The sequence below is a fragment of the Sphingobium sp. UBA5915 genome (assembly GCF_002431195.1).
Taxonomy (GTDB): Bacteria; Pseudomonadota; Alphaproteobacteria; order Sphingomonadales; family Sphingomonadaceae; genus Sphingobium; species Sphingobium soli.
In genome coordinates this window covers 1-13,173 of sequence record NZ_DJDV01000033.1, presented here as the reverse complement: position 1 = coordinate 13,173, position 13,173 = coordinate 1, and the positions used below count along the sequence as shown (strand labels likewise).

14 protein-coding genes are annotated in these 13,173 nt (G+C 66.1%); 7 read left to right on the top strand and 7 right to left on the bottom strand.

Translation table 11 applies throughout. The features are described from left to right. The coding region (locus B2V90_RS04665; protein WP_293919939.1) for a PLP-dependent aminotransferase family protein at positions 1 to 1,304 on the bottom strand (1,304 nt) is incomplete at its 3' end. Positions 1,305 to 1,487: 183 nt separating this feature from the next. On the opposite strand from B2V90_RS04665, the gene B2V90_RS04660 reads away from it, so the two are divergent. Then, the gene (locus tag B2V90_RS04660) at positions 1,488 to 2,696 is read left to right on the top strand and encodes a hypothetical protein (protein ID WP_228221514.1); all 1,209 of its coding nucleotides are present in this window, start codon (positions 1,488 to 1,490) and stop codon (positions 2,694 to 2,696) included. A 55-nt stretch (positions 2,697 to 2,751) separates the two neighbouring features. Here B2V90_RS04660 and B2V90_RS04655 read toward each other — a convergent pair whose 3' ends face one another. From B2V90_RS04655 to B2V90_RS04640, 4 genes are all read right to left on the bottom strand, one after another. Continuing rightward, positions 2,752 to 3,093 (bottom strand): SWIB/MDM2 domain-containing protein, encoded by a 342-nt coding sequence (locus tag B2V90_RS04655; RefSeq protein WP_323132793.1) that lies wholly within the window; start codon positions 3,091 to 3,093, stop codon positions 2,752 to 2,754. 77 nt (positions 3,094 to 3,170) lie between these two features. Further along, on the bottom strand, positions 3,171 to 4,088 hold the full coding sequence (argB, locus tag B2V90_RS04650) for an acetylglutamate kinase (protein WP_009823377.1): 918 nt from the start codon (positions 4,086 to 4,088) through the stop codon (positions 3,171 to 3,173). 95 nt (positions 4,089 to 4,183) lie between these two features. Then, a complete protein-coding gene (locus B2V90_RS04645) occupies positions 4,184 to 4,861 on the bottom strand; it encodes a queuosine precursor transporter (protein WP_228221512.1) in 678 nt (225 codons plus the stop codon). Between the two features lie 73 nt (positions 4,862 to 4,934). Then, on the bottom strand, positions 4,935 to 5,552 hold the full coding sequence (locus tag B2V90_RS04640) for an ankyrin repeat domain-containing protein (RefSeq protein WP_228221506.1): 618 nt from the start codon (positions 5,550 to 5,552) through the stop codon (positions 4,935 to 4,937). 40 nt (positions 5,553 to 5,592) lie between these two features. Between B2V90_RS04640 and B2V90_RS04635 the strand changes: the two genes are divergently transcribed. From B2V90_RS04635 to B2V90_RS04620, 4 genes are read left to right on the top strand one after another with little or no spacing between them, the layout of a single operon-like run. Next, complete coding sequence (locus tag B2V90_RS04635; protein WP_228221501.1) at positions 5,593 to 6,246, top strand: SCO family protein; 654 nt, start codon at positions 5,593 to 5,595, stop codon at positions 6,244 to 6,246. After that, positions 6,234 to 6,671: a YcgN family cysteine cluster protein gene (locus B2V90_RS04630; RefSeq protein WP_228221500.1), complete on the top strand. Its 438-nt coding sequence runs from the start codon at positions 6,234 to 6,236 to the stop codon at positions 6,669 to 6,671. The genes B2V90_RS04635 and B2V90_RS04630 overlap by 13 nt, the downstream gene beginning before the upstream one ends. Further along, complete coding sequence (locus B2V90_RS04625; protein ID WP_228221498.1) at positions 6,628 to 7,368, top strand: M48 family metallopeptidase; 741 nt, start codon at positions 6,628 to 6,630, stop codon at positions 7,366 to 7,368. Before B2V90_RS04630 ends, B2V90_RS04625 begins: the two co-directional genes overlap by 44 nt. A gap of 3 nt (positions 7,369 to 7,371) precedes the next feature. Beyond that, complete coding sequence (locus tag B2V90_RS04620; protein ID WP_009823371.1) at positions 7,372 to 7,632, top strand: hypothetical protein; 261 nt, start codon at positions 7,372 to 7,374, stop codon at positions 7,630 to 7,632. 13 nt (positions 7,633 to 7,645) lie between these two features. On the opposite strand, the gene B2V90_RS04615 is transcribed toward B2V90_RS04620, so the two are convergent. Further along, a complete protein-coding gene (locus B2V90_RS04615; protein WP_228221493.1) occupies positions 7,646 to 8,497 on the bottom strand; it encodes a rhodanese-related sulfurtransferase in 852 nt (283 codons plus the stop codon). Positions 8,498 to 8,562: 65 nt separating this feature from the next. On the opposite strand from B2V90_RS04615, the gene pdeM reads away from it, so the two are divergent. Then, positions 8,563 to 9,222: a ligase-associated DNA damage response endonuclease PdeM gene (gene pdeM / locus B2V90_RS04610; RefSeq protein ID WP_228221491.1), complete on the top strand. Its 660-nt coding sequence runs from the start codon at positions 8,563 to 8,565 to the stop codon at positions 9,220 to 9,222. Positions 9,223 to 9,408: 186 nt separating this feature from the next. After that, positions 9,409 to 12,213, top strand: coding sequence for a TonB-dependent receptor (locus B2V90_RS04605; RefSeq protein ID WP_228221546.1), 2,805 nt, complete (start codon positions 9,409 to 9,411; stop codon positions 12,211 to 12,213). A gap of 122 nt (positions 12,214 to 12,335) precedes the next feature. Here B2V90_RS04605 and B2V90_RS04600 read toward each other — a convergent pair whose 3' ends face one another. Further along, the gene (locus B2V90_RS04600; RefSeq protein ID WP_228221489.1) at positions 12,336 to 13,076 is read right to left on the bottom strand and encodes a YggS family pyridoxal phosphate-dependent enzyme; all 741 of its coding nucleotides are present in this window, start codon (positions 13,074 to 13,076) and stop codon (positions 12,336 to 12,338) included. Positions 13,077 to 13,173 lie beyond the last annotated feature (97 nt).

Below are 13,173 nucleotides of genomic sequence, written 5' to 3'. Positions count from 1 at the left end.
CCACCCACGCCAAAGCGCGGCCCCGCCGCCACCCGCACGCCCAGGCTTTCGGCCAGCGCGGCGAGCGCGGTCGCCTCCGCGCGCGGCAATTCGGCCCAGAGCGACAGGCCGCCCGCCGGCGATTCGACCCGCCAGTGCGGCAGATGCGTGGCGATCAGGCCCAGCAGATGGTCGCGCCGGTCGCGCAGTGTCTGCGCCCGCGCGCCCAGCCCGACGTCTGCATCGATTAGCTGCGCCACCGCCAATTGCTCCACCACCGGGCTCGCCATGTCCATCGTCGTGCGCAACCGCCCCAGCGCCGCGACCGTCTGCGCGTCCGCCCGTATCCATCCGACGCGCAACCCGCCCCAGAAAATCTTGCTCGCCGACCCCAGCGAAATCACCTGCCGCCCCGATGGGTCGTGGCAGGCGACCGGCGGCGGCGGCGCAAAGTCCAGCCCCATCGCCACCATCGTTTCATCGACGATCAGCGGCGTGTGCGTGCGCGTGGCCGCCGCCACCAGCGCGCGCCGTGTGGCCGGGTCCATCGACCGCCCGGTTGGATTGTGGAAATCCGCGATCACATAGGCGAAGCGCGGCGCGGTCTGGCGGAACGCCGCCTCCATCGCGTCAATATCCCACCCTTGTTCGGGCAGGCCGACCGGCACCGGCACGACATGGGCGCGCTGCAACGCCTGGATGACATTGTGATAGGTCGGATGGTCGATCACCGCCCGGTCGCCCGGCCCCGCCAGCCATTTGAGCAGCAGCGAAAATCCCTGCTGCGCGCCGTTCGTGACCATGATCTGGTCGGGCGATGTCGGACAGCCGCGCCGCTCATAATGGGCGGCGATCGCGCGGCGCAGCACCATCAGGCCGAACGGATCATAGCCCAAGTCCCCCAGATAGGCAGGCAGCGCCTCGACTGCATGGGCATAGGCGCGGGCGACACCGGGCGCGGCGGGCAATGCCGCGTGGGTCCAGTTGAGCAGGTTGCCGCCGCTCGTCCTCTCCGGGTCGGCGGCCGGCGTCGTCGCATGACCGGCGGGCAAGCGGGTGACGCTGCCCGACCCCTGCCGGCTTTCCAGAAACCCTTCGTCGCGCAGCCGGTCGAAGGCTGCGGCAATGGTCGTGCGCGACAGGCCCAGCGCAGCGGCCAGTTCCCGCTCGCCCGGCAACCTCACATTCAATCCGACCCGCCCGTCCAGCACCAGCATCCGCAGCGCCTGCGCCAGCTGGCGATAGGCCGGCTCCGCGCTGTCCTGCGCGCGCCATGCGCCCAGCAGGCGCAACAGGGACGGCGGGCGAAGCAGCGAAGTGGACATGAACATTCCTCCGACTGAAGGGTCTATCCTGTCCACTTATCCAAAACTGGCCTTGATGGAAAAGGCCAGTTGCGGCAAAGCTGCCCTTTCTCTCGAACCATGATCGCCGGTCTCGCGCACGATCCTTGACGCCGGCCTGCTCGCTGGCATGATCCCCTGACCTCGCGATCCGGGAGCTACCCCATGCGCCGCCTGCTTGCCATCCTCCTCGCCCTGCCGCTTCTCGGCGCGACCAGCCCGGCGCCCGATGCGCCAATGCCCGCGCGCCCCGCGCTCGCGCCGCTCGCCTTCGAACAGATCGCGCGCCCCGGCACGAAAATGCCGCGCTTCATGGTCGACGCCGCCTGGCCAGCCATGCCGCCCGACCTGCTGCTGGGCCAGGTGAGCGGCGTTGCGGTCGGCCCCGACGACAGTGTCTGGGTCGTCCATCGCCCCCATTCGCTCACCGCCACCGATACGGGCCTGGCACAAGACCCGCCGATCGCCGTCTGTTGCAAGCCCGCGCCTCCCGTGGTGCGCTTCGCCAGCGACGGCCGCTATCTCGGCGGATGGGGCGGCCCCGACAGCGCGCCCAGCATCGATGGCGTCACCCAATGGCCTTCAAGCCTGCACGGCATCTTCGTCGACAAGGCCGGGACAATCTGGTTCGGCGGCAATGGCAAGGGCGATCATGTCGTCCTGAACTACAGCGCCGATGGCCGCCATATCCGCAGCTTCGGTCGTCGCGACAGGACCGGCGGCAATGACGCGACCGACCTGCTCGGCAACCCGTCGGACGTCAATCATAGCGAGGACATGGTGCTGATTTCGGACGGCTATATCAATCGCCGCGTCATCGGCTTCGACGCGAAGAGCAACGCCTATAAGGGCCGCTGGGGTGCCTATGGCAAGCCGCCGGTCGCCCCCACCCGCACCGGCGATTTCGACCAGAGCCATGCCGTCGACCCTAGCAAGGTCGCCGATCCCAAGGCCCCCATCTTTGCCGATATCGTTCATTGCGTGGTGCCGACCCGCGACGGCCATGTCTATGTCTGCGATCGCAACAACAACCGGGCGCAGCTGTTCAAGCGGGGGAAGGACGGCAGCCTGACCTTCGTGCGCGATCTCGTCATCGCAGGCGACACCGGCGGCACCCACAGCGTTACCGACATCGCCTTTTCGCCCGACCCCGACCAGACCTATCTTTATGTCGCGGACATGATGAACGGCCGGATCTGGATCTTGCGCCGCGCCACTCATGAAGTGCTGGGCGCGATCGGCCGGATCGGGCGGCAGGCGGGCCAGTTCACATGGCTGCACAGCATCGACACCGACAGCCAGGGCAATCTCTACGCAACCGAAGTCAATACCGGCCGCCGGGTGCAGAAACTGGTCTTCACCGGCATCGAATAAAGAAGCATTGGACAGGCGGCTGCGGGCAACCGGGCGTTCCGGCCGCCCCTGCCACTCAGGCCTTCTTGGCGGTCAGATGCTGGCTCAGATGCTTGTTCATCTCGAACATGCTCACTGATTTCTTGCCGAAAATCTTTTCCAGCTTGGCGTCGGCATTGATCTGCCGCCGGTCCTTGGCGTCCTGCAGGTCATGCTTCTTGATATAATCCCAGACCTTGCTCACCACCTCGCTGCGGGGCAGGTCCTTGTCGCCGACAATTTCGGCCAGGTCCGGGGAGGGCGTGACCGGCGCAGTGATGCCGCCGCGCGCGCCGCCGGCCTTTTTGCCGGTCGCCTTGACCGTCTTCTCGGCGGCCTTGGTCTCGTCCTTGCCGCGTTTTTCCGCCGATTTCGCCACGTCATGCTCCTCACCTTGGGGGGTCGATAGCCATATACGCGGCGCGCCGCCATTGGTTGCGGCCCGCGCGGCCGCGGCTATTTATGGACCAGCGTGCCCGCGCCCTGATCGGTAAAGATTTCCAGCAGCATCGCGTGCGGCACCCGCCCGTCCAGGATGACGGCCGCATCGACCCCGCCCTCGACCGCGCGCACGCAGGTTTCCAGCTTCGGGATCATGCCGCCGCTGATCGTGCCATCGGCTTCCAGCCCATGGATCGCCGCCGGATCGAGGTCGGACAGCAACTGCCCCTGCTTGTCGAGCACGCCCGCCACATCGGTCAGCAGGAAGAAGCGGGACGCCTTCAATTCCGCCGCGATCGCGCCCGCCATCGTGTCGGCGTTGACATTATAGGTGTGGCCGTCCGCGCCGATGCCCACCGGCGCCACCACCGGGATGATGCCGTTATTGGCCAGCGTGTCCAGGATCGACCGGTCAACCGAAACCGGGTCACCGACAAAGCCGAGGTCAACATTGCGCTCGATGCCCGAATTGGGGTCCGCCTCACGCTTGCCCAGCACCTTTTCGCAGACGACCAGGCCGCCATCCTTGCCCGAAATGCCCACCGCCTTGCCGCCGGCACCCGCGATCCAGCCGACGATTTCCTTGTTGATGGACCCGGCCAGCACCATTTCGGCGATCTGCGCGGTTTCTTTGTCGGTGACGCGCAGGCCGCCGATGAACTGCGATTCGACGCCCAGTTTCTTCAGCATCGCGCCGATCTGCGGTCCGCCGCCATGGACGACGACGACATTGATGCCGACCGCCTTCATCAGCACGACATCCTCGGCGAAATCGCGCGCGGCTTCCGGGTCGCCCATGGCGTGCCCGCCATATTTGACCACGAATGTCTTGCCGGCATAACGCTGCATATAGGGCAGCGCCTCCACCAGGGTTTCGGCCTTGGCCAGGAGCGCGGGATCGGGGGCGTGCTTGCTGTTCATGCGCGCGCGCATAGGCCGATATGCCCGCACCCGCAAGGATAGCAATTCCATTAGCTAGCTAACTAATCAAAATGCCATGTCTGGATATGTCGGCTTTGCTGTCGTTTTCAGCTCTGCCGGTCCAGCCGCCGCCCCAGCCCGACCAGCAGATAGATGACCGGCGGCACCAGGATCGCCGACAGCAGCACCTTGGCCAGCATCTGCCCCAGCAGTAATTCGCCGATCGGAAAGATACCGTAAAAGGCGATGGTCACGAACAGCAGCGTGTCGACGATCTGCGACAATATGCTTGCCGTCGCCGCGCGCAACCACAGCAGCCGGCTGCCCTCCCGCCCCTTGAGCGCCGCGAACAGCGTCACGTTCAGCGTTTGGGAAATGCCATAGGCGATGATCCCGCCCAGCCATATGCGCGGCGTTCCGCCCATCATCAGCGCGAAGGCATCGGCCCGCGCCGGGTCCATATCGCCGGCCGCCGGGGCCGCCAGCACCAGGATCGACAGCAGGATCGACGCGATCAGCGGCAGGAAGCCGATCTGCACCAATCGTGTCGCCACCGCACGGCCATGCAATTCCGCCACCGCGCTTGAAATCGTGACCAGCAGCAGGAAGGCGAAAATACCCGCCTCCACCGCCAGCGGGCCCAGCCCTACCATCGGACCGATGCCCGACAGCGGGCCAAGCGCCACCTGCTTGTTGCCCAGCACGCCCGCGATGCAGACCATGCCCCCATAAAAGATGGAAAAGAAGAAGAGCGATCGGCTGATGGGCGCGGGCGAAGTCGTCATCGGCCGCCCATATCGCCATTTGCGCGGCGGGGAAAGAGAGCGGGGCTTTACGCCCCCGCTCAAAGCCTGCCGATCAGAAGACCGGACCCTGCACCGGTCCCGACGGCTTGGCCGCGCCGCTGTCCTTCGCTGCGTCCAGCGCATCGGCCAGCCCCGGCGTGCGATTGTCGCGCGCCGCATAGTCGCGCGCCGACATGCCCGCCAGGCTGTCGCGCTTGTCGACATTGGCCCCCTGCGCCACCAGCAGGCGCACCAGCCCCACGTCACGCAACTGCACCGCGCGGATCAGCGGCGTCTCGCCATTGTCGTTTGGCTTGTCGACCTGCGCCTTATAGGCCAGCAACGTGCGCACGCCTTCCTCGAACCGGGCCTGCACCGCGTCCATCAGCGGCGTGTTGCCGTCATTGTCGGTCAGGTTGGGATTGGCGCCCTTGGACAGCAGGAATGTCAGCCAGCTATTGTCGCGCCGCGCCACCACGATATGCAGCGCATTTTCGCCGCTGGTGACGTCGCGGCTGTTGATGACGGTGGAGCCGGGCTTCTGGATGAAGTCCGTCACCTTCTGTCCGTCGCGATCCTTCACCGCTTTGAGAAAGTTGTAATTATCCGAAAACTGCGCCTGCGCGATGCCGGGCGCCATCATCGCCATAGCGGCCGGAACCAGGAAAGCGGAAAGGAAGGTCTTCGTCATGCTGCGCCCTGTCTATTTGCAAATCGGCTTCTAGCAGGGCATGGCTGGCGATGCCATGAACAAAGCCATCTTGACCTGCGCCCTGCCGATGCTTGCCCTGCTTTCCGCCTGCGATATGGGGGGCGGCAACGCCGCATCAAACAATGGCGCAGCCCAGGGCGACCTTGCCGGCGCGCGCATCGGCGGCCCTTTCACCCTTACCAATCAGGACGGAAAACAGGTCCGCTGGGATGACTTCAAGGGCCAGTATCGCCTCGTCTATTTCGGCTATACCTATTGCCCGGACATCTGCCCGGTCGACCTGCAACGCATCATGCAGGGCTTTGCCCAGTTTGAAAAAGCCAGTCCCCAACTGGCCGCCAAGGTGCAGCCGATGCTGATCAGCGTCGATCCGGCCCGCGACACGCCCGCCGTGCTCAAAACCTATGTGGCCGCCTTTCACCCCCGCCTCATCGGCCTTACCGGCACGCCGGACCAGATCGCCAAGGTCGCCAAGGATTTCGCTGTCATCTACGGCAAGGAAGAGAGCGCGGGCGCCAGCGACTATCTGGTGAGCCACAGCCGCACCCCCTATCTGTTCGGTCCGGACGGCCAGCCGATCGCTCTGGTTCCGGTGGACGACCCTGGCACCCCCGACGTGGACGAAGGCGCGCCGGACAAGGTCCGCGCCTTCCTGCACCAATGGATCAAGTGACCCCCTTCTGGGAAAAGCCGCTGGACCAGCTGGATCGCGCGCAATGGGAAGCCCTGTGCGACGGCTGCGGCAAATGCTGCCTGCACAAGGCGGAGGATGAGGATACGGGGCGCATTTATCCCACCAATGTCGCCTGCCGCCTGCTCGACCGCCAGAGCGCCCAGTGCAGCAATTACAAGGACCGCCGCCGCTTCGTGCCCGATTGCGTGCGGCTGACCCCGGCCAAGGTGCGCAACCTTGGCTGGCTGCCGCGCACCTGCGCCTACCGGCTGCGTGGGGACGGCCTGCCCCTGCCCGACTGGCATTATCTCATCAGCGGCGACCGGGAAGCGGTGCATCGCGCCGGCGAATCGGTGCGCGGCTGGACCGTGGCGGAGGCGGATGCAGGCGATTGGGAACATCATCTTGTCGACCGCGAGCTTTGAGGGCGATGCCGCGATCCTGATCGATGGCGCGCCCGTGCCGGTGCGCATCCGCCGCTCGGCCCGCGCCCGCGCCTATCGGCTGACGCTGGACAGCGCCCATGGGGGCCTTCGCCTCTCGCTGCCCGCGCGCGCGAACCTGAAAAAGGCGCTGGCCTGGGCGCAGGACCATGAAGCATGGGTGCGCGCGCAACTGGCTAAGCAACCGGCCATCACGCCGCTTGCGGATGGCGCGACCTTCCCGCTCGAAGGGCGCGATGTCACCATCTGCTGGATCGCAGGCGCAACCCGCACGATTCGGCTGGAGGGCGACCGTCTCCTGCTGGGCGGCCCGGCCGAATCGGTCGGCGCGCGCGTGCAGCGCTGGCTGGTCGCGCGGGCGCGGGCCGTGCTGGAAACCGAAAGCCATGCCATCGCGCGCGATCATGGCCTCATCGTCGCCTCTGTCGGGGTGGGCGATCCGCGCAGCCGCTGGGGCAGTTGCGCCGCCTCTGGCGCGATCCGCTATAGCTGGCGGCTGATCCTCGCCCCACCAGAGGTGCGCCGCGCCACGGTCGCGCACGAATTGGCGCATCTGCTGCACATGGACCACAGCTCCGCCTTCCACGCCGCGCATCGCCGCATCCTGGGCGCTGATCCCCGCCCCGCGCGCGCCTGGTTGCGCGCCCATGGCGCCAGCCTCCACCGCTACCGCGCCTGATCCATGGCCCGCCGCAAACGCTATCTCGTCGCCACCATGGCCGATGGCTATGTGAAGCGTATCGGCCCTACCGCCGACCCGCTCACTCATTATTGGCGGATCGTCGCGCAATTGGAAAATGGCAGGACCGAGGTGTTCTGGGGCCACACTCGCTCGCTGGCCGAAGCGAAGAAGCTGAAAGCGCCGGCCGCCGATGGCGCGAAGATGCGCGGCTGGACCAGCTATGTCTTCGAAATCGCCGAACTGGTCGAAGAGCCGCGCTGAGCGCGGGAGGCTCTTACCCCCGATGCGGCCAGGCGCCCGTTTCGTCCCCGGCGCACATATGCTCCCCGTCGCGCGGATAGGGCAGGCCGCAGGCGGGGCAGGCGACATGGTTGCCCGGTTTCAGACCATGGCCCACCGTCACCCGCTCGTCGAAGACATAGCATTCGCCCTGCCAGCGGCTGTCAGCTTCCGGCATCTCCTCCAGATAGCGCAGGATGCCGCCTTTCAGGTGATAGACATCGTCGAAGCCGCGCGCCTTCACCAGCGCGGTCGATTTCTCGCACCGTATCCCGCCGGTGCAGAACATCGCGATCCTGGGCTCTCGCCCCTCGGCGCGCAATCGCTCCGCCAGCCCATCGAACCAGGCAGGAAAGTCGCGAAAGGACCGCGTCGCCGGATCGATCGCATTTTCAAATGTGCCGCAGGCCACCTCATAGGCGTTGCGCGTGTCGATGACGATCGTGTCGGGATCGGCGATCAACGCGTTCCATTGCGCCGGGTCCAGATAATCGCCCGCCTGGGTCGCAGGGTCCAGATCGCCCGCGCCCAGCGTCACGATCTCCGCCTTCACCTTGACCTTCATGCGCGCGAACGGCGCGGCATCGGCGCGCGCATATTTGACGTCGAGATCCGCGCAGCCCGGTAGCGTGCGGATATGATCGACCAGAGCGGCGATGGCGTCATCGCTGCCTGCCACCGTGCCGTTGATTCCCTCGCCCGCGACGATCAGCGTGCCGCACGTGCCAAGATCGCCGCACAACGCCCGCAGCTGCACGGCGATCGCATCGGGATCATCGAACCGGGCGAAGCGATACAGGGCGGCAATGGCGTAGGCGGACGGCGCTGTGGACGGGGTGGCAGACATGGCAGCGCCTATAGGCCTGTGCGCCGCCACTTGAAAGCCGCGACGGACAAGCGCATAGGCGCTGGATGGTTCCCCTTTCGTTCGCAGGAGAGGCATTTCTGGCCCTGCCCGAAGCCGCGCTCTATTGGCCCGCGCGCCGCGCGCTGCTGGTCGCCGACCTGCATTTCGAAAAGGCGAGCTGGTATGCCCGTTTCGGCCAGTTCCTGCCCCCACATGACAGCCAGGCCACGCTCGACATGATCGACGCGCTGGTGGCGCGCACCGGCGCGCAGGCGGTCTATTCGCTGGGCGACAGTTTCCACGACAGCGACGGCGCCGCCCGGCTCGACCCGCAGGCGCGCGATCGGCTCGCGGCCCTGACCGGTCGGTTGGACTGGACCTGGATCACCGGCAATCATGACATTGGCGTGGCCGCAATGCCCGGTGGACGGCGCGTCGCCCAGGCGCAAGTCGGCGGCATCTGGCTGCGGCATGAGGCACAGGCCGGTGATCCCGACCCTGAAATTTCCGGCCATTTCCACCCCAAGCTGCGCCTGTCGCTGCGCGGCCGCCATGTGTCGCGCCGGTGCTTTGTCGGATCGGCGACCAAGCTGATCCTGCCCGCGCTCGGCGCGCTCACCGGCGGACTCGATGCCGGCCATGGCGAGATTCGCCGCGCCGTCGGGCCGGGTGCGGCCGCGCTCGTGCCCGTCGCGGACCGCCTGCTGCGCTTTCCGCTTTCGTAAAGCGACGTTACGGAAAGCAAAGCGCAAATGTTGCCACTGTGCAACAGCGCCGACATGGATGCATCTCGCATCTGCGTAAAAGCCCCGGAAAAGCGGGCAACTCTTGCCAATCCCCTGCTGTGGCAGCATAATCGCACCCGAACCCGAAGCGCCGAAAAGCCGCGCGGGCCAGGAGAGGATGATATGATGCTGACAGACAAGAGTCTCTGGCTGACCACCACCGGCGCGCTGGCGCTGGGCATGCTTGCCCCCGCCGCGCTGGCGCAGGACGCCGCTATACCGCAGGCCGCAGCCGACGATCCGGCCGCTGACATCATCGTCACCGCCACCCGCCGCGCCAGCCCGCTGTCGGACGTACCGATCGCGGTGTCGGCCGTGGGCGCGCAGGCGATGCAGAATAGCGGCGCCAGCGACATTCGTACGCTGAACCAGCTCGCGCCCTCGCTGCTCGTTTCCTCCACCGGCTCCGAAGCCAATGCCTCGGCCCGTATCCGCGGCATCGGCACGGTCGGCGACAATCCGGGCCTGGAAAGCTCGGTCGCGGTCTTCATCGACGGCGTCTACCGCTCGCGCACGGGCGCGGGTCTCAACGAACTGGGCGAAATCGAGCGGGTGGAAGTGCTGCGCGGGCCGCAGGGCACGCTGTTCGGCCGCAACGCATCGGCCGGCCTCATCAACATCATCAGCAAAGCGCCCGAACGCGAATTCCATGCCAAGGGGGAAATCACCTACGGCAATTATGATTATTGGCGTCTGTCAGGCCGCGTCACCGGACCGATCAGCGACAGTATCGCGCTGGCGCTCGATGGCGTCTGGAGCAAGCGCGACGGCTTCTACAAGCTGGTCGACGGCACCGGCGCGACCGTGGGCGACACCAATGATCGCGACCGCTATTTCCTGCGCGGGCAGGCGCTGATCGAGCCCAATGACGCGCTCTCCATCCGCCTGATCGGCGACTATACCAATCGCGACGAAAGCTGCTGCGGCGCGGCCTATATCGAATCGCGCGAACGGCTGCCCGCCGCCGGCGGCGGCTACACCGACGCGCCCTTCAACCGCATCGCCGCCATCCTGGCGGGCCAGGGCAGCGTCATTCCCGCCGACCCCTATGATCGCGAACTGTCGATCACGCCGGGCCGCGACTATGTCAGCAAGCTGAAGGACTGGGGCGTTTCGGGCGAAATCAACTATGATTTCGGCGGCGCCAAGCTCACCAGCATCACCGCCTATCGCGACTACAAGTCCCGCGACTATGGCGATTATGACTATAATCGCGCCGACCTCCTCTATCGCGATCCCAACACCTATCGTCAGTTCAAGACCTTCACGCAGGAATTGCGGCTGCAAGGATCAGCGTTCAGCGACGCGCTCGACTGGCTGGTGGGCGGCTATTACGCCAATGAACGGCTGACGTTACAGGACAATATCCGATTCGGCGCCGACTATGGCCGCTTTGCCGCCTGTCGCTTGATGGCCGGGGCTGGCGCAACCAGCAATTTCACCGCACAGCAACTCGCCGCCTGCGGCAGCGGCCTTGCCACCCAACCGCTGATCGCCGGCACGCAGGCCAATCTGAATTCGGGCCTGACCGCATCCTTCATCAATGCCGGCCTGCCCCCAGCCCTTGCCGCAGCGCAGGCGGGCGCAATCTCGACCGGCCTTGGCAATGGGTTGCGCGCGCTCGCCGCCATTCCCGGCGGCACCGGCGACACCGCGTCCATCTACCGGCAGAAGAGTGAGAATTGGGCGCTTTTCACGCATAATATCGTCCACCTCACCAACCGGCTCGATCTGACACTGGGCCTGCGCTACACCCATGAAAGCAAGCGCTTCTCGGCCGATTTCAATAATAACAACGCCACCTGCGCTGCGCTTCAGTCGTCCGCGCTGCCGGGCATCGCGACCAATCCGCAACTGGGCAGCGCCGCCGCATTGGCCGGCGGCATCCTGACGCTCGGCTGCCTGGGCAACGGATCGACCAGCCTCAACGCGCTCGACCTCAACGACCGCATCAGTGATGGCGAATTTTCCGGTACGGCTGTGCTGTCCTGGAAGCCGATCGACGATCTGCTGCTCTACGGCAGCTATTCGAAGGGGTATAAGGCCGGCGGCTTCAACCTTGATCGCTTCCAGCTGGGGTCGACCGGCCTCAACGCCATTCCCGCCGTCTTCGCGCCGCGCACCAATGCCGATGTCACCAGCCTGCGCTTTGCCGCAGAAAAGGTCGACGCCTTTGAAATCGGCCTTAAATATGCGCAGCCCAAATGGAGCGCGAACATCGCCGCCTTCCGGCAAGAGTTCAAGAATTTCCAGCTCAACACCTTCAACGGCACCAGCTTCGTCGTCCAGAATATCAATGGCTGCGACAGCGCGCTCAGCGCCGCGCGCACCTGCGACAGCGGCGATGTGGGACCGGGGCTCGTCAGCCAAGGCGTGGAACTGGAATTGTCGGCCAGCCCGGCGCGCAATGTCCGTGTCTCCGGCGGCCTCACCTATGCCCGCGCCAAATTCGCCAACCGGCTGGTCGGCAGCGGCGATGGCAGCGTGCCGCTCGATCCCGCCTTGTTCCTGCTGCCCGGATCGATCAATTCCAACGCGCCGCAACTCGTCACCACCGCCAGCGCCGCCTGGACGCCGCAGCTTGGGTCCAGCGGCCTTTCCGCGCTCTTCTACGTCGATGGCCGCCTGACCAGCGACTATAATACGGGCTCCGACCTGTTCCCCGAAAAGCGGCAGGATGGCTATGCCATCGTCAATGCGCGCGTCGGCATACGCGGCAAGGATCAGCGTTGGGCGATCGAATTCTGGGGTCAGAATATCTTCAATCAGGACTTCACCCAGGTCGCCTTCTCCAGCCCGCTCCAGTCCAGCAGCCCGGCGACATCGACCACGGGCCAGTTCGCTGCCGGCGCACCGATGGCAAACCAGCTGATTTCGGCCTATCTCGCCGAACCGCGCACCTATGGCATCACCCTGCGCGGCAGTTTTTAAAGTCGCCATCCTCCCCTGGAGGGGAGGTTGCAGGGCGAAGCCCTGACGGAGGGGTGTCCTGCTTTTTAAGAGGGTGACACCCTTCCACCACTCCCCACCATGGGGAGGATCGAAAGACGGGCTTATCCTCCTGAATTGCGGATCATCCCCCGCCCGCTCCCCGGCACCGGGCGGGCGGGCGCGGGGCGCTCGCCGAACAGCGCTGTGCCCACGCGAATGTCGGTCGCGCCCAGCATGATCGCGGTCTCATAATCGCCAGACATGCCCATCGACAGGCGCTCAAGCCCCTCCTCCCGCGCCATCTTGGCCAGCAACGCAAAGAAGGGCGCTGGCTCCACATCGGCGGGCGGCACGCACATCAGGCCCAATATCGGAATGTCGGCATCGCGCGCCGCCGCGATCAGCGCCGGCGTATCGGCGATCGGGCATCCGCCCTTCTGCTCCTCCGCACCGATATTAACCTGGATGAAGCAGGGCACGCGCCTGCCCGCCCCATCCATCGCCCTGGCCAGCGCGGTCAGCAGCGACGGCCGGTCCAGACCATGGATCACGTCGAACAGCGCGACCGCCTCGGCCGCCTTGTTCGATTGCAGCTGCCCCACCAGATGCAGTTCGATATCGCCCTGCTCCTCGCGCAGCGCCGGCCATTTCTGCTGGCTTTCCTGCACGCGATTTTCCCCGAACACGCGCTGTCCGGCGGCTATCAAAGGCCGAATGGCGTCGGCGTCATGCGTTTTGGACACCGCGATCAGGCGAATGTCGTCGGCGCTGCGATCGGTCAGGCGGGCGGCGCGGCGCATGGCGTCGCGCACGGCGGCCAGCCGCTGGGCGGCCGGATCGGCGGGGATGCTGGCGGTCGTCATGCGCGCTGCTATAGGGATGGCCATGCACCGCCGCCACCGCAAATCGCTGCCCGGTCTCTGGCTGATGACCGACGAACGCGTGGCCGATGACCGGTTG